Origin of the sequence: Bacillus sp. UMB0893, assembly GCF_002858905.1 — a bacterium.
GTDB lineage: Bacteria > Bacillota > Bacilli > Bacillales > Bacillaceae > Bacillus_P.
Window position 1 is genome coordinate 145,229 of record NZ_PKLB01000008.1, and the last position, 25,031, is coordinate 170,259.

Here is a 25,031-nt window from a genome sequence, read left to right on the forward strand (position 1 = left end):
TAACAAGGCAGGGGGCTTTTCTGCTATTTATGCTTGTTTTCACTTGAAGAACTGTCTTTTGTTTTGTGTTTATTTTTCTCATCATGAAGTCCGATCTTAACCTCTTCTGTTGGAATAGCGTCAACGGTTATTTCATTTTCTCGTTCAATCAGTGTTTTTCCATCTCTATTTGGAATCTGTTCAGGGTTATCCTGTTTTGTCTTTTTTTTATCATTCACGCTAACATCACCTCCATGTTTGTACAGATACCTGTTTTACATAGGATTAAAACATTAAATAAACGTTTGTTTAAATGTTATGTAAGTTCAAAATTGAAGAGGATTTATGCGAGTTTTGTCGAATATCTTCAAGAAATAAATATATAATTGGGGAAATTACGATGCTCGCAGAGAAACTGACATTACATGTATTAATCGTTTTAGTTCCTGTTTTAATTTACACAGTTCTATTTGAAAATAGGCGAATAGCGTCCTCACCTTATTTTTCAGGTGTTTTATACGGGATTGCCGCTTTTTTGTGCATGATTTTCTCATTTTATGATTACGGACTTTATTGGGATTTAAGATATGTTCCAATGGTGCTGGCTTTATTATATGGAGGACCGGCAGCAGGTCTGATTGTATTCGCTTTCATCCTGCTTGCCCGTACATATATTGGAGGAGAAGCTCTTCTATTTGGGTACATAAGTGCCTTCCTTGCGCTGATTGGACCCTTTCTATTTTCAAGGCGATTTATAAAATACAGGCCGAGAAAGAGAGTTCAGCTTTCCATTATCATTGGGTTTTGGCCTGCGCTTGTTCAGCTTTTCATTCTGATCGTTTTCTTGTTTACATCAAGATACACGTTTAACGGGAGTAAGGAATTGCTGTTTTATGTGCTCGTTTTCGGGATTCTCCAAGTCTTTGCGATTGGCATAGCTGCTATGCTGCTCGAGGCAAGTATTGATAGAAGGATGATGAAGCAGGAGATTATCCGCACGGAAAAGCTGAACACGCTAGGTGAGCTCGCTGCATCTATCGCACATGAGGTCAGAAATCCTTTAACCGTTGTAAAAGGATTTTTGCAGCTGATGGAAAAAGAAAAAAAGAATCACAATGAAGAATATTTAAGTCTGATATTAAGTGAGCTTGGCAGAGCGGAAACCATCCTGAATGATTACTTGAATTTTGCGAAGCCCCAGCTGAAGAAAATAGAAAAATTTCAGCTTTCAGAGGTTATTTATGATGTCATCTATCTCTTAAATGCACTGGCTGTTAAACAGGGAGTCCTATTAAACTATCAGCTGCAGCCCAATCTTTATATAGAAACGGATCGAAGCCAGCTTAAGCAGGCACTTGTGAACCTTATTAAGAATGCAATTGAAGCGACTCCCCAAGGCGGAAAAGTCCGTGTGAACCTCCATTCAAGAAACGGGCAAGCTTATACAGTCATTTCAGATACAGGCAAAGGAATGACAACCGAGCAGCTTTCCCGAATTGGGACTGTTTTTTATACGACTAAAGATAAAGGGACAGGACTTGGGACAACTGTTTCTCTGCGCATAATCGAAACAATGAATGGAAGAGTGACTTATAAAAGTGAATATGGTTATGGTACTGAAGTTACTATGATTTTGCCGATAAAAAATGTGAAGAAAAAACCACAGTAAAATTATGCTGTGGTTATTTGCTTGTTCACCAAGAATATTTATAATAATGATCACTGATGAAAAAAGTGCATCAAAGAATATCACTATACCTAGTAGATTTTCCATGAACTACTTTAAAACTCAGAGCGGCTCCGCCAAAAAAAGTAAAACCGGAACTTTTCTGTTGATGCGTGCCCTTGCATCGCCCTTTTGTTCTTTGTACAAATGGAGTTTAGTTTTATACCTTTTTGCTATCAAAAAGGTATTATTATCTAAAAAATTATTTAAAAATTCAGATATTAAAAGTATAATAGATTTGTATGTTATAGAAGGGGTGATGCAGTTGAAGGCTTTGAGATCAATTGTAATTTGGGGTTTAGTATCAGCATTAGGGGCAGCGGGATTTGCTGTGATAGCTCTTAACCAGGGAGAGAGCATAAATGCAATTTGGCTATTGGTAGCTGCTGTTAGTGTATATGCGGTTGCTTATCGATTTTACAGCCGATTTATTGCAAATAAGGTATTTGAGTTAGATGACAAACGTGAAACACCTGCAGAGACACATAATGACGGTAAGGATTATGTGCCGACCAACAAGTGGGTATTGTTTGGTCATCATTTTGCAGCAATCGCGGGAGCAGGACCGCTTGTTGGACCTATCTTAGCAGCACAAATGGGCTATTTGCCTGGAACCATCTGGATCATTGTAGGGGTTGTCCTTGCAGGAGCTGTACAGGATTTTATTATTTTATTTGGATCGATGCGCCGCAAAGGAAAATCACTTGGTGAGATGATCAAAGAAGAAATTGGACCGATAACTGGACTTATTGCGATGGTTGGCATTTTAGGAATTATGATTATTTTATTAGCAGTATTGGCATTGGTTGTTGTGAAAGCGCTTGTAGGAAGTCCATGGGGAATGTTTACGATTGCAGCCACAATTCCAATTGCGATCTTTATGGGCCTTTACATGAGATATATACGGCCAGGCAGAATTGGTGAAGGATCCATTATTGGAGTCGTTTTGCTGCTTTTATCTATTTTCTTAGGACAATATGTAGCTGAAAATCCAGCTTTGGCAAAGATGTTTACATATAAAGGTGAAACGATTGCCATTTTAATGATTGTATACGGTTTCATTGCGTCTGTTTTACCTGTCTGGCTGCTGCTTGCACCGCGCGATTATTTAAGTACATTTCTGAAAGTCGGTACGATTGTCGGACTTGCACTCGGGATCATCGTCGTTGCACCAGATTTACAGATGCCTTCTGTCACACCATTTATTGATGGAACAGGACCTGTGTTTGCAGGAAACATGTTTCCATTCTTATTCATAACGATTGCATGTGGTGCTGTATCAGGATTCCATGCTCTCGTATCTTCGGGAACAACACCGAAAATGATTGAAAGAGAATCACATGCGCGTCCAATAGGATATGGAGCCATGCTTACAGAATCTTTTGTGGCTGTCATGGCAATGATTGCTGCATGTGTTTTGACGCCCGGCATTTATTTTGCGATTAATAGTCCCCCGGCATTAATTGGCACGGAAGCTGTTCAAGCTGCAACAACAGTTTCAACCTGGGGCTTTACGATAACGCCTGATGATTTAACTGCCCTTGCGGATGATGTTGGAGAAGAAACCATTCTGTCCCGGACAGGGGGAGCACCGACTCTTGCCATTGGAATGGCGTACATCTTTTCTGAAGTCATTGGGGGAAAAGCTCTAATGGCATTTTGGTACCATTTTGCGATTCTTTTCGAAGCTTTATTTATCCTGACCACGATCGACGCGGGAACACGTGTTGGCCGCTTTATGATCCAGGATATATTAGGTCACATATACAAGCCATTGGCCAGAACGGAATATCTTCCTGCCAATATTCTTGCAACAGCATTATGTGTTTTTGGATGGGGATATTTCTTATATCAAGGTGTTATTGATCCATTAGGAGGAATTAATACACTTTGGCCTTTATTCGGCATCGCGAATCAGATGCTTGCAGGCATTGCTTTGCTGCTGGGAACAACCATTCTTTTTAAAATGGGCAAGAAAGCTTACGTTTGGATCACACTTGTTCCAACGACATGGATCTTAATTGTGACCATGACAGCCGGATGGCAAAAGCTTTTTCATGAAAATCCAAAAATTGGATTCTTATCACATGCAAAACTGTTTAAAGGCGCGCTAGATGAAGGAAAAGTACTCGCACCTGCAGCGAATGCCGATCAAATGAATCAAGTTTTGGTCAATGATTATGTCGATGCCGCACTTTGTGCCATCTTTATGATCGTTGTAATAGCCGTACTGATTTCAGCCGTTCGTATTTGGATAAAAGTGCTGACAAATCAAAAAACGACTCTGCATGAGGCTCCATATATCCCTCGTTCTGAAGGAGGAATGAGCCATCATGTTTAGGAAACTATCTTCGATCTTAAAGCATAGAAAACAGTTTATTAGTTTAATAGCAGGTGTTCCAAGCTATGAAACGTATGTGGAGCATATGACCGCACATCATCCAGAGCAGCCAGTTCAAAGCAGAAAAGAATTTTTCTGTGAAGCACAGGAAGCTCGCTATAATGCAAAAGGCGGCAAGGTTTCACGCTGCTGTTAGATAGGAGAATCGCTCATCTTTGGAGATGGGCGATTTTTTATTCGACAGGGCGAATCGTAGGATTAGCAGTAAAATGTGTAAAGACTGGATGGATACATTCTGTCTAGGAAGAGCTGGATTCATGCATTTATCTGAGATTTGTTTCATATTACCGATTTGATAATGAATCTATGCTTTTTGATAATTGAATCGGGTGTTTCGCTAATAAAAGGGCATTTCTGATAATGGAGGACTTGTTTTTGATAGTTGGACCCAGTTTGACCGTTGATTTATGGGGAGTGTGTTAAAATATGGAGTTCACATTCATTATAGTAAGAGCCGATACGAGCTTTTACCATAGATTTCTTTCATATTTCCGATTTGATAAAGAATCTATGCTTTTTGATAATTGAATCGGGTGTTTCGCTAATAAAAGGGCATTTCTGATAATGGAAGACTTGTTTTTGATAGTTGGACCAGTTTGACCGTTGATTTACGGGAGTGTGTTATAATATGGAGTTCATATTCTCTTTAGTAAGAGCCGATACGAGCTTTTACCTGAGATTTCGTTCATATATACCGATTTGATAATGAAACTAAGTTTTTTGATAATTGAATCGGGTGTTTCGCTAATAAAAGGGCATTTCTGATAATGGAAGACCTGTTTTTGATAGTAGGACCCAGCTTGACCGTTGATTTAAGGGGAGTGCGTTAAAAATATTGAGTTCACATAGCGATTTCAGCACATACTCCATATCTGGTAAAATAAAAGCAGGTGATGACGAAATGAATGAAATTCATATATCAGTTAGAGCACTAGTAGAATATGTTTTCAGAGCTGGAAGCATTGATTCAAGGTTCCGGACTGCAGCAGCAATGACAGAAGGAACGAAGGCACACCAAGCTATACAAAAGACATATAAAGAGTTGGATCAAAAAGAAGTATTAGTGAAAACCGTCATTGAATACAATAATCTTTCGTTTTTAATTGAAGGCAGATGCGATGGCCTCATCCTATCAGAAGAGCAAATTTATATAGATGAAATTAAATCAACGGCTGGTGACATTTCTCTTATAGGTGAAGATACACATCCAGTTCACTGGGCACAGGCGAAATGCTATGCCTATATGATTGCAAAAGAGAGAGAGCTGGATGAGATTGGCGTTCAGTTAACATATGTCAGTGTTCAGTCAGGCGAGCAGGTGCGGTTTAGAAAGTCATGTTCAGCCAAAGATCTTCAATCATTTATGGGTGAATTGGTGCAAGCTTATACTCCATATGCCGAGGTAAGGACTAAGCATCATACGCAGCGGAACAAAAGCATGGCGGAGTTATCATTTCCATTTGAAACATATAGAGAAGGACAGAGAAAGCTTGCAGGAACTGTCTACAAGACAATCACAGAAAAGGCAGATCTGTTTGCTCAAGCATCAACAGGAATTGGAAAAACGATTTCAACGACCTTTCCAGCGATAAAGGCAATGGGAGAGGGCAAGCTCCAAAGGATCTTTTACTTAACGGCTAAAACGATAACAAGAACAGCAGCAGAAGAGACCTTTTCTTTTATGGAAAAAAAGGGACTGTGCTTAAACACAGTTACGATTACTGCTAAAGATAAGGTTTGCTTAAAGGAGGAGACCCGCTGTCAAAAGGATTATTGCGAGTTTGCAAATGGATACTACGATCGGATTAATGGTGCCGTGCTTGATATAATATCGAATGAATCCCTTTTAACAGCAAGTGTTATTGAGAAATATTCAATCAAACATAAGGTATGCCCGTTTGAATTTTCATTAGATCTCGCATACATAGCAGATGCAATTATTTGTGATTACAATTATGTATTTGATCCTCGTGTTTCATTAAAGCGTTTTTTTGACGATCAAAATAAGCATTCGGTTCTGCTTATTGATGAAGCTCATAATTTAGTTGACCGAAGCAGATCTATGTTTTCAGCGGAACTAATAAAATCAGATTTTCTTCAACTGAAAAGAGAATTTAAAGCAGGAAGCACGCTTATTTTTGAACATGCTAAAAAAGTTAACGATTCTTTTATTGCATTTAGAAAACAATGTGAAAATCAGGCCGTGAAAATGGAGGATTCACCGGCAGAGTTCATTCATCTGCTTGAACGTTTCATCGCGGACGCGGAAAAAGAACTCATGATGGGAAGCCAGTCACAGCTTCTTTTGGATTGCTACTTTTCAGCTCAGGCATTTGTGAAAATGTCGAAGCTGTATGACGAGAGGTATGTGACGACGATCGAAACTGAAAAAAGTGAGGTTTTAATTAAGCTGCTTTGTCTTGATCCATCCTTTCTGCTGAAGCAAGTGAAAAAATCGTACCGTTCTGTGATTCACTTCTCGGCAACGCTGTCCCCGCTTCCATTTTATATGAATATGCTTGGCGGTAAGTCTGACGATTTCAAAATCAAAATTCCTTCCCCTTTTGCAAAGGAAAATTTACAAGTCTATATTCAGCCGATATCAACCAAGTATCATGACAGAGAAAGAAGCAAGCAGCCGATTGTATCAATGCTGAACCAGCTGCTTACAGAGCGTTCTGGAAATTACCTCATCTTCTTTCCGTCCTATGTTTATATGAAAGAAGTGTATGAATCATATATTCAGCAAAATCTTCATATTAAAACACTCATTCAGCACTCTCAAATGACTGAACAAGAAAGAGAGGCTTTTTTAGCTGAGTTTAAAGAGAATAGCAGCAAAACGCTGATTGGATTTGCAGTTATGGGCGGCATTTTCTCGGAAGGCATTGATTTAAAAGGCGATCGATTAAATGGTGTCATTGTGGTTGGGGTAGGTCTGCCGCAAATCGGCTTTGAACGGAATATCATGAAAGACTATTTCCAGAAGACAGGAAAAAACGGCTTTGATTACGCTTATGTGTTTCCAGGGATGAATAAAGTGCTGCAGGCAGGAGGCAGACTGATCCGTTCCGAGGATGACACAGGTACCATTGTGCTTGTAGACGACCGTTTTTTAAGCGGAAAATACCAAGCGCTTTTGCCATATGAATGGAGCGATTTTGTCATCCTGCGGTAAAAAGGAAATTTCTCATGCCGTGTAAACTCTCTGTACAAGGATTATTTATTGCCGCAGCCGGGTAAAAAGAGAGAAGAGGTGATTAGTAATGACTGATATGCTAAGAGATATCTTCCTTTTTATCGGCGGATTTTTAAACATCGGCATAATCTTGCTGTTTGTAGTTCTCGTTTTTGCGGTGATTGGCGTAAAACGGAAAAACAAGCGCAAAGCTGGGCATATGAAAAATCAGAATCATTAATATGTATGAAAAGATGCACTTCAAGCTGAGGTGTATTTTTTTTGTTTTAACCCATAATTCTATGCTAATTGAATTAGAACTTTGTAGTCTCATTCGCTCATCTTTCGTGAAAGAGCAGGATAATGACGTAAATTTACAAAATCATCATAAATAGTTAATGTTTCCATAGTATTCTAATTTCGTAATCTTGAAAAAATAAGGAGGAATGTGAATCATGCTGAAAAATAAACAGGTAAAGATGATTGTAACACTGTCACTTGTACTTAGTTTATTCATACCTATGTTTCAGGCATCACCATCACAGGCTGCAGCGGGAGACGGCTCTTGGTCAGCCCCATATTCTGTATCTCAGGCGAATATGAATCAAAACAATTCTGTGAAGACGGTTAAAGGATATGTTGTTGGTCAGCCAACAGCGGCAAACACAGTTGTCACAAGCAGCTATCCGAATGATTATGCATTGGCATTGGCAGATTCACCAACAGAAACAAATACAGCCAACATGATTTATGTTCAAATTCCATCATCATTCCGTACACAATTCGGTTTAAAAACAAATCCTGCTTTAAAAGGTTCAGAATTAAAAGTAACGGGTCAATTAGCAGCCTATTTTTCACATGCTGGAATTAAGAATGCTTCAGCAATGGAAAAACAAAATGGCTCTGTCGATCCGACTGACCCAACTGATCCTGTCGATCCAACACCTTCCCCATATGATGACACATACTATCAATCTGCTATCGGCAAAACAGGTGAAGATTTAAAGAATGAACTTCATAATATTATTGATGACCATAGAGAGCTTTCCTATGACAGTGTCTGGGATGCGCTCAGAAATACAGACGAAGACCCAAATAATCCGAATAATGTACTTCTTCTCTATACAGGTCGTTCACAAAGCAAGTTGACAAACGGCGGAAACGTGAATGATTGGAACAGAGAGCACGTTTGGGCGAAATCTCATGGAGACTTTGGAACAAGTGCTGGCGCCGGTACAGATATTCATCATCTAAGGCCGACTGATGTATCTGTAAACAGCTCACGGGGAAATCTTGATTTTGATAACGGCGGCTCACAGCATTCAGAAGCTCTTGGAAACTATTATGATTCTGACTCCTGGGAGCCTAGAGATGCTGTAAAAGGTGATGTAGCAAGAATGTTATTTTACATGGCTGTCCGTTATGAAGGTGACAGCGGAGAGCTTGATCTTGAATTGAATAATCTAGTAAATAACGGAACAGCTCCGCTTCATGGGAAATTGTCTGTCCTGCTTGAATGGCACAGAGAGGATCCTGTCGATGCACGTGAAATAAGAAGAAATGACATCATATACAATGATTATCAATACAACAGAAATCCATTTATTGATCATCCTGAATGGGTTGATTCAATTTTTAACTAATTCTCTTTAAGGTAACACTTTTGGGTTTTTTAGCAGTAGCATCCGCATTTAATGGCCTCTCGAAGCATCTACCCGAGAGGCTTTTATGTTTATTGGAAAGAAAAAAAGGCAATTAGATTTATATCATTGAACCAAAAAGGAGATTTTGCTATGTTAAAAGCGCTCTATTTAAATTGCTCTTTAAAAAGAGGAAATGAACCTTCAAATACGGAATCGTTAATGGAACAATCTCAAAAGTATTTGCATAATGAAAATGTGCATACAGAAGTCTTGCGCATAGCAGATTATAATATTGCATTTGGAATGGCTGAGGATAGGGGCAGAGGTGATGAGTGGCCGCTTATTTTGAAGAAAATAAGGGAAGCTGATATTGTAGTGATTGGAACCCCTCTATGGCTGGGAGAAAAGAGCAGCATCGCAACACTTGTGATGGAAAGGCTGTATGCGTCAAGCAATGAAACGAATGAAAAAGGTCAGTCGATTTATTATAATAAAGTTGGCGGAGTTGCTGTAACGGGCAACGAAGATGGAGCAAAAGAAGCGTCCCGTTCCATTATATACGGATTACAGCACATCGGTTTTCTTATTCCTCCTAATGCGGATGTGTATTGGGTTGGAGAAGCAGGTCCTGGTCCATCCTATATCGAAGCAGGAAAAGAAAATGCTTTTACGATTAAGAATACGAGAACAATGAGTTCAAATTTAGTTCATTTAGCAAGGATATTGGCAGAACATCCAATTCCTGCTGCAGGAAATACACTATAAGAGCAATGGAGTGTGTCCAATGATCTCACATCAATCAATTCAGCATGTCAGCCTTTCTGTAACAAATCTTGAGATGGCAAAGCATTTTTATGAAAATATTTTATGTTTAAAGGAAATTGAAAGACCGCCATTTGATTCAGACGGTGCCTGGTATGAAATCGGATCCCAGCAAATTCATCTTATTGTGGATGAAAATTCACAGACACTCCGGAAAAATCATGACTTGAATTCCCGAGAAGGCCACCTTGCATTAAGAATAAATGATTATAGGTCTGCCCTTGATTGGCTTGTTCAGCATCATATTGAATATCGTGAGGATGTAAACGGGGTAAGCGGGTTTGATCAGATTTATTTCAATGATCCAGATGGGAATTTAATAGAACTGAATATCATGTCGAACAAAAGCAGGTAGAGAGGAGACATACATTCCTCTCTCTTTTTTTAGAAAAACAGGTCATTTCTTATTCATTCGACATTTCCTTGGAAATAAATAAGGATATTTGGTGATTCCTGCAGAAATACACCATGGTAGTTGTTGGAAACTAAGGTGTTATTAGGTGAAGGGAAATATCTTATGCTAGTTTTTCTGCAGCTACCTGCTGTACAATATAATGAAACATTGCAAAAGATAAGGGCGGATAGCAAATGAGCATTCTTTCTGTAGAGAATTTATATAAAACATATGGCGAAAAAACACTGTTTGATCACATTTCTTTTTCTATTGCTGAAAAACAGAGAATTGGATTAATTGGAACAAACGGAACAGGCAAATCAACGCTCCTGAAGTATCTTTCAGGAATTGAGACGGTTGAAGAAGGAAAAATGATCCATGCAAACTCCTTTCATATTGAATACCTTCCACAGCAGCCGGAGCTAGAAGAAGAATTGACCGTGCTTGAGCAAATCTATTATGGAGATTCACAAATCATGCGGGTAATGCGCGAATATGAACTAGCACTTACGGAGTTAGAAGCAGATCCGGCAAATGAGAAAAAGCAATCGAGGCTTCTTGCAATGCAGCAAAAAATGGATGAAAACGATGCTTGGGAAGCTAATACCATTGCAAAGACTGTATTGACCCGTCTTGGGATTTCTGATTTTTCTAAAGCGGTTAACCTCTTGTCTGGCGGCCAGAAAAAACGTGTTGCAATTGCGAAAGCATTGATTCAGCCGGCAGATCTGCTTATCCTAGATGAGCCTACGAACCATCTTGATAATGAAACCATTGAATGGCTTGAATCATTTTTGGCGCAATACAAAGGCTCAATTCTTCTTGTGACACATGATCGATACTTCCTTAACCGTGTAACAAATCAAATTTTCGAATTAGAGCGCGGAAAACTCTACGTTTATGACGGGAACTACGAAGTATTTCTGGAGAAAAAGGCGGAGCGCGAATTTAACGCTGAGCAATCTGAAAACAAGCGTCAAAATCTGCTGCGCCGAGAACTGGCTTGGCTCAGACGCGGAGCGAAAGCCCGTACAACAAAGCAAAAAGCCCGTATTGGACGTGTGGAAGACTTGCAGGATCAAGATGCACCAGCTAGTAAACAAAGTGTTGATTTCGCAATTGGTTCTACTCGGCTTGGCAAAAAAGTGATCGAACTTGAAGGAGTATCAAAAGCTTTTCAAGATCGCAGCTTAATGACAGATGTGAATTATCTTGTTGTCCCAGGTGAGCGGCTTGGTATTATCGGGCCAAACGGAAGCGGGAAATCAACGCTGTTGAACATGATAGCAGGGCGCATAAAGCCTGACAGCGGCACGGTTGAGATTGGTGAAACCGTCAAAATTGGATACTATACTCAGGATCATGAAGCAATGGATGAGGATCTGCGCGTAGTTGAATATATAAAAGAAGTTGCTGAAGTGGTTCAAACGGTTGATCATCAAACGATAACAGCAGAACAGATGCTTGAGCGCTTCATGTTCCCGCGCTCGATGCAGTGGACGTATATTCGCAAACTGTCTGGGGGAGAACGGCGCCGTTTATACTTGCTTAAAGTATTGATGCAGGAGCCAAATGTTCTGTTTCTGGATGAGCCTACGAATGATTTAGACACACAAACACTCAGTGTCCTGGAAGATTATCTTGATCAATTTCCTGGCGTCGTCATAACTGTTTCCCATGATCGCTATTTCCTGGATCGGGTTGTTGACCGCCTTCTCGTTTTTGAAGGAAACGGAGAGGTGAGCCGTTTTCAAGGCAGTTACACAGATTATATGGATGAGAGAAAAAGAGTGAAAGAGGCTGAAAGTCAGGCCGCAGCCCCAAAAGTTCAGGAAACGGCCGAAGTTCCGAAGCAGCGCAAAAAGCTCTCCTATAAAGAGCAGCAGGAATGGGACGTTATTGAAGATAAAATTGCAGAACTAGAAGAAAAAAGAGAAGAGCTTGAAGGTCAAATCGCTTCAAGCGGCAGTGATTACGGCAAAATTCAGCAGCTCATGGAAAAGCAGCAGACAATTGATGCTGAACTCGAAGCAACGATGGAGCGCTGGGAAGAACTTTCGCTGATGGTTGAAGAAATTGAGAATGCAAAGCAAGGATAGATTAAGACAGCCGGCAGAGAAAATGGTTTTTTTCTGCCGGCTGTTTTCGTTACTTCTTCATATCCTTTTTTGTAATTTCACTTCGAATGTTGATTTCTTTAGAGACTTCAGTATCTTGCTTCTGGTTGTTCGGATATTTATTTTTACTTTCACGATTATCATTTCGGTTTGTCATGGTCAAACCTCCTTTCGTACATGTTCGGAGTTTAGTTTATACAAAAGACCGATTTTGATCCCAGTTTCATTGATATTGATCAATTTTAGCATGGAAAAAATGAGCTCTCTATCAGGAGGGCTCACATTGGAATTTAAAAAACACCCTCTCTTTAAAGAAGGTGACTTGGTTTATAACAATGATTCTGCTCCATCAATGTAAATTTCCGTACCGGTAATATGACTTGATGCATCTGAAGCAAGAAAATAAACGAGATCAGCCACTTGCTGAGGTGATCCAGCTTTCTTTTCCAAAGGCTGTTCACCTTCTGGAAACTCAATCGGGATCTCAACTTTTTTAATGTTTTCTTCTTCTGTGAAGGTGTTGCTTCCGATGTTTGTTTCAATCGCTCCTGGACAGATCATGTTTACTCGGATTTTATAGCCTGCAAGCTCTAAAGCAGCCATCTTACCAAATCCGACCTGCCCGATTTTAGACGTGCTGTAGGCTGAGCGTCCAAATCCCCGATAGGTCCGGTTGCCGTTAATAGAGCTCGTAATGATAATGCTTCCGCCTTTGTTTTTCATATAAGGAATCGCATATTTCACGCTTAAAAACGTACTTCTCAAATTCGTGTTGATTGTTTGATCCCAATCTTCCGGAGTGAGGTCTTCAATTGGAGTCCATTTGCCATTAATACCTGCGTTTGCAAATACAATATCAATTTTTCCCCACTTGCTGATGACTTTTCCATAGCTGTTTTGCATTCTTTCGGCGTCAGAAACATCGCATTCTACGATCATTGCCTCTCCGCCTCCGTCTTCAATAGCTGTTTTCACCTTTTCAGCATTTTCTTCTTTTATGTCTAAAAGAGCCACCTTTGCTCCATTTGCAGCTAATTTAATGGCGGCGGCCTCTCCAATTCCAGAGCTTGCACCTGTGACTATCGCGACTTTACCAGAAAGATTCATTTTGATAGCAGCCTCCTTTTTGAGTTATTATCCCCTTTTTACGAAAGAAGGAAACCATAATAATGAATTTAAAAGGCTGCTGTAATCGGAAGTTTAATCCTCTGATTTTCTGATAAAAATGAATGTCTTGCCATTAAAACTGTTGTTTGCTCTTTTTTTACTTCTTGTACTCTCTGTTTGACAAAAGCATCAGGCACGAAATGAAATTCGATTTTCTCAAAGGGAGCAGAAATTTCTGCGCACAAATCAAGCAGCGATGGAAGTTGAGCTCCTATCACATCATATAGTTTTAATGTACTGTCTTTCACTTCAAATACAAGTACACAATTCAGTTCACTGGAATAATAAAGATTTTCCTGCAAAGCTGGATTATACATATTTAAGGCAAAGGAAGATTCATATTGAAGAGGCGAGAACTCCTGAGAAAGATGCTCCCGATTTTTAAATAATGAAAAGAATAAATCAGCTTCCGCAAAAAAATCCATTTTTCTTAGCCGGTTTTGTACTGGAATATGCGGGCAGTCCAAAATAAAACAGTGCTCCTCTATCACTTGAAAACCAAAACGTGTATACAGCTCAGGCTCTGCTGTCATTAAAAAAGAACAAGCATAATTGTCATCGATCTCTTGCAGCATTTTCTGAAATAGAACTTTCATCAATCCTTTACCGCGAAAGTCGGGATGTGTCATAACGGATTGTATACCAGCTGCATTTACTACTTTCCCATTGATGAGCAGAGGAAGCTCAAACAAGGAAACGTTGGCAATGGCCTTGTTCTCCAAAAAATAAGAGAAAGGCTGATAAGTATTGTTCCAAAATCCTCTGCTGTGAAAATCTTTGAGCAGGGAAACTTCAATTCCAAATACTTTTTCGAATAAACCATATAATTTTTCGCGTAAAACCGTATTCTCTGAGTAGTTTGCTGTAAATTTCATAAAATGACCCCTTAGCTTGTTTCTTTCATTATAAAGAAAACAGGTACATCTCTGTAAGAAATGTACCTGAATCATTTATGCTCCTTTTCTTATCGGAGCATCTTCCTTTTTCGGCTTAAAAAGATAGGTAGAAACATGGTTTGTTTTTGCAGAAAAAATAGGATTTAAGATAAAAAGAGTTAAGAAGTTCGCTGATAATCCCCAGAAACCTTCATACACTCCAAACGAAAGGCCTGTTCCGTATACTGTGAAGGTAACCCCTAATCCAACAAGCAGACCGATGATAGTCGCTTCCTTTGTCTGCTTTTGCCAGAACAGGCTCAGCACGATTGCAGGAAAAATTTGAACCATTCCGGATACGCCGAGCAGCTGAAGGGAGACAAGTGCTGTTGGGAACAACAATCCAAAGATTAAGGCTAGACCAATTACAAGAAAAACCATGCTTCTGGTAATGAGCGTCAGTTTTGCCGGTTTTACTTTAGGGTTGATTAAATCTCTGTAGATATTGTTTGCAAACAAGTTAGATGCACCGATGGCCATGATGGAACATGGGATAAGCGATGCAAGTGCGATTGTTGAATAGGCAAGGCCCTGTGCAACACCGCCATAAGATGTCTGTATCAATGTCAGCAAAGCAAAGCGCGGATCTGTATCTTCCGGCAGAACTAGAAATGCAATGAAACCCAAAAAGATAACAAGAATTAATACAACATTATATAACGGCAAGAACATAGCATTTTTACGAATGGCATTTGCGCTTTTCGCTGTAAATACCCCTGTAGCCGCATGAGCCCACATAAATAGGGCAAGGGACGAAACGATCGCCGCGGTTGAGAACCACACCATCCCTTTAGGACCTGATTCTGGAATCGTCAGCAGCTGCGGGGCATCTGTTACGATTCTGTCAATCATTGGTGTCCAGCCTCCAAAATGGATCAATGGAAGGGACACAACCATAAAGAGCATAATCGCCCATACAAGAACATCTTTAATAATCGCTGTGTACGTCGGTCCTTTAATTCCGCTGAAGAACGTGTAAAGAGCGACTAAGAAAAAAGAGGTAATAACAACAACGGTAACATTAATGTAGCCAGTTCCTGCAACACGCAGCGTATCCATGATTCCGCTGAGCTGCAAATCAATATATGGAATCAGCATTAGTACACCGACAATTGCAATTAATGATGATAGAAGCTTGCTGTCAAATCGTTCACGGGCATAATCGGCAAGTGTTGTCAGCTGAAACTCCTTTGCTACTTTCCAAAGCTTTGGAAGGAAGAAATAAGCTATAAAGTAAGCTAATACTGTGTAAGGAATCGCGAAAAATGCGATGCTTCCTGCCTGGAAGGCCGTGCTTGTTAAACCGAGAAAGGTGTAGGCTGTATACAGATCAGCACCTACTAAGAACCATACAAGCAGTCCTCCAAATTTTCTCCCGCCAACAGACCACTCTTCAACTGAACTTCTTGATGATTTATCACGGCCTGCTAAAAAACCGATTAATACGACAGTTAAAATGATGAAAATCGTAATGCTTAATGCTGTTACATTTCCCTGCATCATTCATGCCCTCCTTGTTTCCTTTGGATGTTAAAGATTCCCCATGTGCATAAAGGAGTCAGAGCAATCCATAGGAAAAGCCAAAAATGAAAAAATGGCAGTCCGAGGATGATCGGATCAATCTTGTTTACGAAAGGAAGCAAGATAATCTGTAAAAATGGAATGAAAATGAGTAATCCTATCAAATATTGTTTTTTCACAAAAATGCCTCCTGATGTTACATAGTTGAATGTTCATTATAATAACAAGGAAATAAGTATTGGACAAGAGGGAATCTTTAAAATTATATAAAAATTTAATATATTAAGCGAAAGTTTGAGTCTTACATTAGTCTCAGGCATGCTACGCCTCAGGTCTTAGTACAAAATAAAGCTCAGGCTCGTTATGAGAAAACAGCGATGAAGGTAGGATAGAGATATAGAAAGGAGGAACAGAAAATGAAAAAATTCGGTTTATTGGTAGCAGGAGGTATAGCAGCCATTGTTTTACTGGCAAACCTTGCCCCGATGCTAGCACTCGCCATCAGCCTTGTCATCCTTTATTACTCATATAAAGGGTTCATGAAGACAGATTCAACTGGAATGAAGATCTTCTGGGCAATCGTCGGAATCATTGCCTTGTGTGCTTCGGCCTCAAATCTTCCAGCTGTATTAGGCGCAGTTGCTGCTTATATCCTTTATGTTATCTATAAGAAATGGAATAACAAAGAAAAGTCATCCGTAAAAGAATCAAATGACCCATTCACTAACTTCGAAAGACAATGGGCAGAAATGAAAAAAAATCAATAGTTCAGGCTCTATACAAAAACATAAAAAGGAGAGGTAAATAATGAGTAATTTATTTACAAGAATTAAAGAAACAATCTCAGCAGATTTCCATGAAATGCTGGATCAAAAGGAACAGAAAAATCCAATCGCTTTGCTGAACCAATACTTAAGAGAATGCGAGCAGGAAACGGATAAGGTCCGCAAGCTTGTGGAAAGACAGTATTTATTACAAGAAGAATTTACACGTGAATTTAAGCAGGCAGAGCACCTCACTGAAAAACGCAAACGTCAGGCTGAGATTGCAGCACAAGCAGGCGAGACAGAATTGCATGAATTTGCAGTAAGAGAGCATGAGCAATACCAGGAGCGGACAGTAAGATTAAACGAGTCTCTAAAAGAAGTAACTCGTCAGTTAGAAGATCTTGAACGCAAGTATGAGGAAATGAAGCATAAATTAAAGGACATGTACATTAAACGCATGGAATTGATGGGCCGTGAAAATACAGCACGCGCTTCACACAGAATGAACAAAGTCTTAGACAGCAGCAGCTTTTCAACTGGCTCATATGCACGCTTTGATGAAATGGAAAACTATTTGGAGCGCTTAGAGCATCAAGTGAATACCGGCTATCACCGCAACACGATTGACGGAAGAATAGCACAGCTTGAAAAAGAACTTAAAAAAGAAGATTCTATTACACAGTAAAAACATGGTATTCTTAAGAAGGCGTAGATATCTGCGCCTTTTTGAAGCCATACAGAATGGAAAGGAGGTAAGCCCAGATGCTCAAAAAAGCGAACGCTGATTTGATGACGTATATTTTACTCGTAGGTATTGTTCTATTAATGCTTGAAGTATTATTTGATCATGGTGGTCTTATCTTTTTTCTGTTTTTCTCTTCAATCTGCATCTATCTTGGGAAAAAGCGCCTTGCCAAGAAAACGGGCAAACTTCTTTTTTGGTTCGGCTTAATCAGTTTAGTCATCACGATTATAAATTTATGGGCAGTTAAATTCCTTATTTTTGCCTTAGTCATTTATTTATTATTTCAATATCGGCAGTCTAAAAAAACACCATCTGTTATATCACCCGAAATCAAAGTGTCAATCGGATTGCAAAAAGAGGACGTTGTCTATAGAAAACCTTTATTCAGCAACAATGTATTTGGACAGCAGTCATCAGCTGAAGACATCTATGAATGGAACGATATTAACATTCAAAGCGGAATCGGAGACACAATCATTGATCTCAGCAACACGGTTTTGCCGAAGGAAGAATGCATTATCGTCATTAGAAATGTCATAGGAAATGTGAAAATTCTTATTCCATACGAGCTGGATGCATCTTTTTCTCATTCTGCATGGGCAGGGGCTGTTACGATTTTCGAAAATCGTGAGCCAAAGTTCTTTAACCAGGTTGTTACTTATCAGACAAAAGGATACGAATCTGCTGTGCAAAAGGTGAAAGTGGTAACAACTTCGATAGTCGGCGATTTAGAGGTGAAAAGAATATGAGCAGCATTTTTCGGCAAATGGCTCTAGGTGCAGCCATTTCTTTTTCAGTCCTCATCTTTATGTCTGTCAGTTTTTTTGTTATGTTTCCGCTGGATGACTGGAGCATATTATGGGAGAGCGAAATGCTTGACCTTCCTTTCATCTATTTCTTACCGGCTGTCAGTATTCTAATCGGCTTATTCGTTGGATTTCTTTCCGGTCTTTTTTTGCGAAGCGAGATTACCCAGCTTTCGGACGGGCTTTCGCAGCTTGAACAGGGAAAATATGTAGATGGCGCTTTTACCCGAAAGTCAGGGGAGTTTGAAAAAATATGGCAGCATGTCCGCAAACTGCAAAAGCATATGACAGAACAGACAAAGCTATCGCAAAAGCTTGCGAATGAAAAGGCGGAAGAGCAGGAAAAGCGCATTCAGAAAATTGTTTCAGAAGAGCGGAACAGGCTGGCGAGAGAGCTGCATGACTCTGTCAGTCAGCAGCTATTTGCTGCATCCATGATGATGTCAGCTGTAAATGAATCAGCAGATAATCGCAGCGATGCAGAAAATAAGCAATTAAAGATGGTGGAGCAAATGATCCATCAATCACAACTGGAAATGAGAGCCCTGCTCTTGCATTTAAGACCTGCTGCCCTTAAAGGGAAAACGCTGCAGGAAGGGATGGAAGAGCTGTTAGTAGAGCTTCAGCAAAAGGTGCCGATGGAAATCACATGGAAAATGGAAGAGATGAAGCTGGACAAAGGAATTGAAGATCACCTTTTCCGCATTTTGCAGGAATCTGTCTCCAATACGCTTCGTCATTCAAAAGCCGAAACACTTGAAGTGCTTTTTATTGAACGTGACGACCTTGTTCTGCTAAGAGTGATGGATGATGGAGTCGGCTTTAAAGTAGAGGATGCAAAGACAGGAAGCTACGGTCTGCAAAATATGCATGAACGTGCAGTTGAACTGGGTGGCACGATGAAGATTGTAAGCTTCCCCGGAAAAGGAACGAAGCTTGAAGTTAAAATACCAATTGTAAGGGGTGAGAATGATGATTAGAGTTTTATTTGTAGATGATCATGAGATGGTGCGGATCGGAGTTTCCTCCTATTTGGCCGCGCAAAGCGACATTGAAGTCGTGGGTGAAGCAGAAAATGGATTTAAGGCAATTGAGCTTGCGATGGAACTTCGTCCTGACATCATTTTAATGGATCTTGTTATGGACGAAATGGATGGAATTGAAGCAACCAGACAGATCATCGAAAAATGGCCAGATGCAAAAATCATCATTGTCACAAGCTTCCTGGATGATGAAAAAGTATATCCAGCCCTTGAAGCTGGTGCCACAAGCTATATGCTTAAAACATCAAAGGCCAGCGAAATCGCTAATGCTGTCCGAAACACGTTTCACGGTCAATCTGTTCTTGAGCCTGAAGTCACTGGGAAAATGATGATGAAAATGCGTCAAAAGCCGGTACACCTTCCACACGATGAGCTGACTGCCCGTGAAATGGAAATCCTGCTTCTCGTTGCAGAAGGAAAGACAAATCAGGAAATCGCTGACGAATTATTCATTGCATTAAAAACAGTTAAGACTCATGTGAGTAATATTTTAAGCAAGCTGGATGTTCAAGACCGGACACAGGCAGTTATTTACGCGTTTAAGCATTCTCTTGTTCAATAAGAATGAAGTGCAGATCAAATTGATTTGCGCTTTTTTTGTATTTTTGAAAGTGGATTTTTAAACAGGAAAGTTAGATCTCGATTTCGGATAGATGGAAAATACAGAGAGTAAACCAATTAAACTTAATAACATGTTCATATGGATATAAGTCAACTGCTTGTAATGAAGGCATTGCAGATCAAACGAATTTACTGGCACTAAATGCCTCCATTGAAGCTGCACGGGCGGGAGATCACGGCAAAGGCTTTGCGGTTGTAGCGAGTGAAGTCAGAAAACTTGCTGAAGATTCGAAGAGAACGAGCAACGAAATTAACTCACTAATCGCTAACAGCAATAAACATATGGATACAATTGTTACCATTATGAGTTCAATGAATGATTCAACTCAAACCTCTCAATCACAAATTGCACAAGTGAGAAACGGACTTATCACAGTGAAAATGAAAATAGAAAATTACTTAAAGATGTTCGGGCGGAATAAAGTGGATTTGGATACAATTGTTGACTCTATTCAAGAAATTAATAAAACGACAGAAAGCTTGTTGGAACTGGCTAACGTTTTACTGCACAAAGCAGAAAGACAGCTGTAAATTTTAGACCATCTATTAAAATCAGAAGGCTTTACCTGAAAAAGGTAATGCCTTCTGATTTTGGATTCCTGTAATCTCACTGCCTGAAAAGGTTTCGATATTCACTTGGCGAACAATTTTTCAAGCGGCGAAATACTTTGTAAAAATTTGAAGGGCTTTGGAATCCAGTCTCATAGCAAATCTCCAGATTATTTCTATCAGTGCTCATCAGCAAGTGTACGGCTTTGTCGACTCTTATTTTTTCCAAATAGGATCGCGGGGTTTCAGCAGTTTCCAGTTTAAACAGCCGTTCGAGATAAAACGGACTTACCCCTGCATGAACAGCAATATCCTGTAATTGGAGCTTTTGATTATAATTATTTACCAAGAAAGCAATGACTTTTCTGACAAGTGCAATATGAGGAGAGTGATCTATTTCTGGCTGACATCTCTTGCAAGCACGAAAACCGGCTTTTTCTGCACTTATTAGGTCATTGTAAAATACTACATTCATTTTTTTAGGCTTTCTTGACCGACAAGAAGGGCGGCAATAGATTTTAGTTGTTTTCACTGCCGTAAAGAATAACCCATCATATTTTTGATCGCAAGCAATGATTTTTTCCCACTTTTCTTCAAAAGAAAGGTTGATATCCGGCATCATAGGACTCACCGCCTCATTAGGTTATTCCTCATATAAGTGTGCAGTCTCGTTATATTCCAATAAGCGAGCAGCATTCTTTTCTAATAAAGTTATCATTTTGTCGGATAGCGCATTACCGAAGCTGAAGCGTTTAACTCCTAATTCTTTAAGCTTATTACAATTTGTTAGTCCTGGTAAAGATAATAGATTAAGCGGGGCGTTTACATGATAGACAATTTCTTTTATTTCTTCATCTGCAGACAAACCGGGAACGAAAATTCCGCTTGCTCCGCTTTCTGCGTATGCTTTTGCCCGATTGATTGTTTCCAAAAAGGGATTTTCCTTTTGGAGATACGTATCAATTCTAGCATTAATATAAAATCCCTCAAAGCCAGTACGATCTAATTCCTTCCTCATTTTTGATAGCAGCCTGCTGTGCTGCTCAACTTCTTTAAGCCCCTTTTGTTTCTTGAGTGAATCCTCAATATTAATACCTGCGACACCTGCATCTGCTGTTCTTAACACATTAGAAACAATGGTATCGATGTCTTCTCCGTAGCCAGCTTCAATGTCTGCTGAAACGGGAATTTTAACAGAATCCACAATCATTTTGATAATTTTTAAATGATCATCAAATTCAATGTTTTCACCATCTGTAAATCCAAGAGAGCGGGCAATCCCAAAGCTTGTCGTGCCAATTGCCTTAAACCCTGCTTTTTCAAGTGCCAAAGCAGACAGCAAGTCCCAGGCATTTCCTAAAAATAATACATCCCCTGATAAGTGAAGCTCATTAAATTTGTTTATTTTATTCATTTTACAGCCTCCTAATGGTTTGGTTGTTCCAATTTTAACAAGGAAGCTGAATCCATTTCGTCCTCATTCTTGCTGTTATGATCTATTTGGAAAAATCAATCAAATTACTCTTCGGGTAGCATTGAGATAAGAAATTAACACAAATAATAATAAGAAAATAATGTAAAAAATGGTAAGATGAAATGAGGGAGGCGATTCAAGTGGAGTTCTTTCAATTATTTAAAATCCTTCATATTATCGGAGGATTTATTGCCCTATTTGTCTTTTGGATTCCAATCGTCACGAAAAAGGGAGGGAAGGCACACCGTGTGTCAGGCTGGGTTTATACAAGCGGCATGATCGTGGTTGCAATCAGTGCGTTTTATATGGGTGCCTACCGTATTTTTTTTGATCAAAATGCAAATGCGGAGCTGATCTCATTTTCATGGTTTTTAATTTTTATTGCGATTTTAAGCTCAGCGGCAGCCTATTATGGAATTCGTGTCCTTCGGTTTAAAAATCGAAAGGATCGCCACAGAAATGTGCTTGATCTCTTCTATCCTTTGCTGCTTCTTTCATCTGGAATTGGAATATGCATCTATGGGACTGTAAATGAGGCTCCCTTACTTACATGGTTTCCGCTTGTAGGTATTTTTCTTGGAATCTCTCAGCTCTCCTATTGGCTTCAAAAACCGAAGCACAAAATGCATTGGTGGTTTGAGCATTTTTCCGGCATGCTGGCTTGCTGTATTTCGACGATTACAGCGTTTATGGTATTTGGGGCTCCAAGGCTGCTGGGTATTGAATCTGTGAGCATCCTCTTGTGGTTTCTGCCGACAATCGTGATCACTCCTATCATTATCGGATTATCGATTTATTATAGAAAAAAATTTAAAGGTTTGAATAACAAAGCAGCTTAGAAACAGAGGAAGATCGTGCCCTCTGTTTCTTTTTGTTTCAAAAACAACAAAATACAACAAAAAAGCATACAAAACAAACTCTTAACTTTACGTTAATATTAGCTTAACATTGTGGTTTTATATTGTATTTGTAAGGAAAAATACGAAACGGGGAGAAAAAACAATGAAAAACCACATTCTTAAGCTTTTCGTTTTACTTTTGTCATTCACGTTGTTAACTGCTTGCGGGTCAAATGCTTCAAATGGAGCAGCAAACAAAGAAGTAAAAGGTGAACTAACGGTTTACACAGCAATTGAAGAAGAACTGATTCCAGAATACTTAAAATCATTTGAGGAGAAATATCCGAATATCGACTTAAATATTGTTCGGGATTCAACCGGAATAATTACAGCTAAGCTTTTAGCAGAAGGAAAAGATACTAAAGCGGATGTTGTTTGGGGGCTTGCTGCTTCAAGTCTGCTGGCACTTGATGGGAAAGAAATGCTGCAAGGCTATACTCCAAAGGATTCAGATAAAATTCTGCCAGAATACAAAGATGCCAATCAGCCTGAGAAATGGGTTGGAAACACAGCTTTTATGACGGGGATTGTTGTGAACGAAGTGGAGCTTAAAAAGAGAAACTTGCCAATTCCAAAAACGTATGAAGATTTAACAAAGCCTGAATACAAAGGGTTAATCGTCATGCCTCACCCTGCATCATCGGGAACAGGATACTTAACAGTCAATGCATGGCTGCAGATGATGGGCGAAGATAAAGGCTATGAATATATGAAAAAGCTGCATGAAAACATTGGTACTTACACACACTCGGGATCAAAACCTGCCAAGCTATCAGCAGCCGGGGAATATCCAATTGGTATTTCATTAGTATACAGCGGTGTCACTCAAAAACAAGACGGTGCCCCTGTAGATGTCATTCTTCCTGAAGAAGGTTTGGGCTGGGATGTTGAAGCGAATGGTCTTATTGCTAAAAATGAGATGAAAAATGAAGAGGCTGCAAAAGCTTTCTTAGATTGGGCGATTACAGAAGATGTGATGAAGAAATATTACGATGCTAATGGATTTTCAACAATGGAAAATAAGTATGAAAAACCTGAAGCATTCCCTGAAGGTGTACAAGACAAAATGTACAAAGACAATGATCTGAATTGGGCTGCAGAAAACCGAGACATGATTCTTAAGAAGTGGGAAGCAGAATTTGGTGAAAAAGCGGAACCGAAAGAGTAAGAAAATGAGGCTTTAGCGAGGGCTTGGTTTCTCGCCAAAGCCATTAGAAAGGCTGGTATAAAGATGCCGAATTCCTATCTGAAGGTCGAAGGAGTAAGTAAAAACTTCAATCAGTTTACAGCTCTTAACAATGTATCTTTTGACATTCGTAAAAATGAATTTGTTTGTCTGCTCGGACCGAGCGGATGCGGAAAAACAACCCTGCTGCGCATCATTGCAGGACTTGAGGAACCAAATGCAGGATGTGTTTATGTGAATGGCAAAGATATTACAGATTTGCCTCCGGCTAAACGCAACTTCGGAATCGTGTTTCAATCCTATGCACTATTTCCTAATCTAACTGCTCTTCAAAATATTGAATTTGGACTGAAAACCCGCAAGGTTCCGAAAAAAAGAATGAAAGAGAAAGCGCTGGAAGCTCTGAATCTAGTAGATCTTCTGCATGTTAAGGACAAATATCCGGCACAGCTCTCAGGCGGTATGCAGCAGCGTGTTTCACTTGCAAGAGCGATAGCACTTGAGCCGGACTTCCTTTTGCTGGATGAGCCTTTATCTGCGCTTGATGCTAAGGTGCGTGAAAAACTGCGGTATGAAATTCGCGCCATTCAAGAAAAGATTGGGATCACAACGATTATGGTCACGCACGATCAGGAGGAAGCATTAACAATGGCGGATCGGATTGTCGTCATGAATCATGCTCAAATCATGCAGGCGGGTACTCCGCAGGAAGTGTACCATCAGCCGAATCAGCCCTTTGTCGCGAACTTTATCGGATCTATGAATTTCTTGAATTCTGACACAAATCAAATGATGGCGATACGGCCTGAGCATGTCCAGGTTTCAAATGATGACGGAGCAAATGCAGTGATTGAGGCAGTTGAATTCAAAGGACCTGTTTACAGGGTGAAGGTGAAAATTACCGAAAATGAATCGATGCTATTCAATCAGAATTTGCATGTCGATTTATCGGCTCATATGGCGCACCGCATGGACCTTTCGAAGGGGAAATCTTTGAAGATTACACTGCCGGCTCATCGATTGTTAGCCTACAAAGAACAGGTGGTTGTCTAAATGGA

The 25,031-nt window shown here is 39.7% G+C and carries 25 protein-coding genes and 1 pseudogene; 18 read left to right on the forward strand and 8 right to left on the reverse strand.

Annotated elements, in window-relative coordinates; translation table 11 throughout:
* Positions 1–23: 23 nt before the first annotated feature.
* On the reverse strand, positions 24–218 hold the full coding sequence (locus CYJ36_RS17985) for a hypothetical protein (protein ID WP_101568639.1): 195 nt from the start codon (positions 216–218) through the stop codon (positions 24–26).
* A gap of 161 nt (positions 219–379) precedes the next feature.
* On the opposite strand from CYJ36_RS17985, the gene CYJ36_RS17990 reads away from it, so the two are divergent.
* From CYJ36_RS17990 to CYJ36_RS18025, 9 genes are all read left to right on the forward strand, one after another.
* Positions 380–1,648, forward strand: a complete 1,269-nt coding sequence (locus CYJ36_RS17990) for an ATP-binding protein (RefSeq protein WP_101568640.1) — start codon at positions 380–382, stop codon at positions 1,646–1,648.
* Positions 1,649–1,970: 322 nt separating this feature from the next.
* A complete protein-coding gene (locus CYJ36_RS17995; protein ID WP_101568757.1) occupies positions 1,971–4,046 on the forward strand; it encodes a carbon starvation CstA family protein in 2,076 nt (691 codons plus the stop codon).
* Positions 4,039–4,242, forward strand: a complete 204-nt coding sequence (locus CYJ36_RS18000; RefSeq protein WP_101568641.1) for a YbdD/YjiX family protein — start codon at positions 4,039–4,041, stop codon at positions 4,240–4,242. Before CYJ36_RS17995 ends, CYJ36_RS18000 begins: the two co-directional genes overlap by 8 nt.
* Before the next feature lie 765 nt (positions 4,243–5,007).
* Entirely contained in the window at positions 5,008–7,284 is a 2,277-nt protein-coding gene (locus CYJ36_RS18005; RefSeq protein WP_101568642.1) for an ATP-dependent DNA helicase, read from the forward strand.
* 88 nt (positions 7,285–7,372) lie between these two features.
* Entirely contained in the window at positions 7,373–7,525 is a 153-nt protein-coding gene (locus CYJ36_RS23825; protein ID WP_180850440.1) for a hypothetical protein, read from the forward strand.
* A gap of 214 nt (positions 7,526–7,739) precedes the next feature.
* Positions 7,740–8,927: an endonuclease gene (locus CYJ36_RS18010; protein ID WP_101568643.1), complete on the forward strand. Its 1,188-nt coding sequence runs from the start codon at positions 7,740–7,742 to the stop codon at positions 8,925–8,927.
* A 150-nt stretch (positions 8,928–9,077) separates the two neighbouring features.
* Positions 9,078–9,692: a flavodoxin family protein gene (locus CYJ36_RS18015; RefSeq protein WP_101568644.1), complete on the forward strand. Its 615-nt coding sequence runs from the start codon at positions 9,078–9,080 to the stop codon at positions 9,690–9,692.
* A gap of 19 nt (positions 9,693–9,711) precedes the next feature.
* Positions 9,712–10,104, forward strand: a complete 393-nt coding sequence (locus CYJ36_RS18020) for a VOC family protein (protein ID WP_101568645.1) — start codon at positions 9,712–9,714, stop codon at positions 10,102–10,104.
* A gap of 233 nt (positions 10,105–10,337) precedes the next feature.
* On the forward strand, positions 10,338–12,242 hold the full coding sequence (locus CYJ36_RS18025; protein ID WP_101568646.1) for an ABC-F family ATP-binding cassette domain-containing protein: 1,905 nt from the start codon (positions 10,338–10,340) through the stop codon (positions 12,240–12,242).
* A gap of 49 nt (positions 12,243–12,291) precedes the next feature.
* Here CYJ36_RS18025 and CYJ36_RS24510 read toward each other — a convergent pair whose 3' ends face one another.
* The 5 genes from CYJ36_RS24510 to CYJ36_RS18045 all read right to left on the reverse strand — a co-directional run bounded on the left by CYJ36_RS24510 (position 12,292) and on the right by CYJ36_RS18045 (position 16,062).
* Complete coding sequence (locus CYJ36_RS24510; RefSeq protein WP_257962526.1) at positions 12,292–12,417, reverse strand: hypothetical protein; 126 nt, start codon at positions 12,415–12,417, stop codon at positions 12,292–12,294.
* A gap of 170 nt (positions 12,418–12,587) precedes the next feature.
* Positions 12,588–13,367, reverse strand: a complete 780-nt coding sequence (locus CYJ36_RS18030) for an SDR family oxidoreductase (protein ID WP_101568647.1) — start codon at positions 13,365–13,367, stop codon at positions 12,588–12,590.
* Positions 13,368–13,435: 68 nt separating this feature from the next.
* Positions 13,436–14,302: a GNAT family N-acetyltransferase gene (locus CYJ36_RS18035; protein ID WP_180850442.1), complete on the reverse strand. Its 867-nt coding sequence runs from the start codon at positions 14,300–14,302 to the stop codon at positions 13,436–13,438.
* A gap of 75 nt (positions 14,303–14,377) precedes the next feature.
* Complete coding sequence (locus CYJ36_RS18040; RefSeq protein ID WP_101568758.1) at positions 14,378–15,862, reverse strand: sodium:solute symporter family protein; 1,485 nt, start codon at positions 15,860–15,862, stop codon at positions 14,378–14,380.
* A complete protein-coding gene (locus tag CYJ36_RS18045; RefSeq protein WP_101568649.1) occupies positions 15,862–16,062 on the reverse strand; it encodes a DUF3311 domain-containing protein in 201 nt (66 codons plus the stop codon). The genes CYJ36_RS18040 and CYJ36_RS18045 overlap by 1 nt, the downstream gene beginning before the upstream one ends.
* Positions 16,063–16,299: 237 nt before the next feature.
* On the opposite strand from CYJ36_RS18045, the gene CYJ36_RS18050 reads away from it, so the two are divergent.
* The 6 genes and pseudogenes from CYJ36_RS18050 to CYJ36_RS18075 form a co-directional block, all read left to right on the forward strand.
* Complete coding sequence (locus CYJ36_RS18050; RefSeq protein ID WP_101568650.1) at positions 16,300–16,650, forward strand: lmo0954 family membrane protein; 351 nt, start codon at positions 16,300–16,302, stop codon at positions 16,648–16,650.
* Between the two features lie 40 nt (positions 16,651–16,690).
* Positions 16,691–17,335, forward strand: a complete 645-nt coding sequence (locus tag CYJ36_RS18055; RefSeq protein WP_101568651.1) for a PspA/IM30 family protein — start codon at positions 16,691–16,693, stop codon at positions 17,333–17,335.
* A gap of 77 nt (positions 17,336–17,412) precedes the next feature.
* On the forward strand, positions 17,413–18,144 hold the full coding sequence (gene liaF, locus CYJ36_RS18060; RefSeq protein ID WP_101568652.1) for a cell wall-active antibiotics response protein LiaF: 732 nt from the start codon (positions 17,413–17,415) through the stop codon (positions 18,142–18,144).
* The gene (locus CYJ36_RS18065) at positions 18,141–19,181 is read left to right on the forward strand and encodes a sensor histidine kinase (protein WP_101568653.1); all 1,041 of its coding nucleotides are present in this window, start codon (positions 18,141–18,143) and stop codon (positions 19,179–19,181) included. The genes liaF and CYJ36_RS18065 overlap by 4 nt, the downstream gene beginning before the upstream one ends.
* Complete coding sequence (locus tag CYJ36_RS18070) at positions 19,174–19,806, forward strand: response regulator transcription factor (RefSeq protein ID WP_101568654.1); 633 nt, start codon at positions 19,174–19,176, stop codon at positions 19,804–19,806. The genes CYJ36_RS18065 and CYJ36_RS18070 overlap by 8 nt, the downstream gene beginning before the upstream one ends.
* A 170-nt stretch (positions 19,807–19,976) precedes the next feature.
* A pseudogene (locus tag CYJ36_RS18075) lies at positions 19,977–20,396 on the forward strand (methyl-accepting chemotaxis protein); the annotation flags it as partial.
* Positions 20,397–20,472: 76 nt separating this feature from the next.
* Here the strand turns inward: CYJ36_RS18075 and CYJ36_RS18080 are convergent.
* Positions 20,473–21,033, reverse strand: a complete 561-nt coding sequence (locus CYJ36_RS18080; RefSeq protein WP_374702829.1) for a bifunctional transcriptional activator/DNA repair enzyme AdaA — start codon at positions 21,031–21,033, stop codon at positions 20,473–20,475.
* A 24-nt stretch (positions 21,034–21,057) separates the two neighbouring features.
* A complete protein-coding gene (locus CYJ36_RS18085; protein ID WP_101568656.1) occupies positions 21,058–21,828 on the reverse strand; it encodes an isocitrate lyase/PEP mutase family protein in 771 nt (256 codons plus the stop codon).
* Between the two features lie 200 nt (positions 21,829–22,028).
* On the opposite strand from CYJ36_RS18085, the gene CYJ36_RS18090 reads away from it, so the two are divergent.
* From CYJ36_RS18090 to CYJ36_RS18100, 3 genes are all read left to right on the forward strand, one after another.
* Entirely contained in the window at positions 22,029–22,727 is a 699-nt protein-coding gene (locus CYJ36_RS18090; RefSeq protein ID WP_180850444.1) for a DUF2306 domain-containing protein, read from the forward strand.
* A 163-nt stretch (positions 22,728–22,890) separates the two neighbouring features.
* Positions 22,891–23,955, forward strand: coding sequence for a putative 2-aminoethylphosphonate ABC transporter substrate-binding protein (locus CYJ36_RS18095; protein ID WP_101568658.1), 1,065 nt, complete (start codon positions 22,891–22,893; stop codon positions 23,953–23,955).
* A 63-nt stretch (positions 23,956–24,018) separates the two neighbouring features.
* On the forward strand, positions 24,019–25,026 hold the full coding sequence (locus tag CYJ36_RS18100) for an ATP-binding cassette domain-containing protein (protein ID WP_101568659.1): 1,008 nt from the start codon (positions 24,019–24,021) through the stop codon (positions 25,024–25,026).
* The last annotated feature ends 5 nt before the right edge of the window (positions 25,027–25,031 follow it).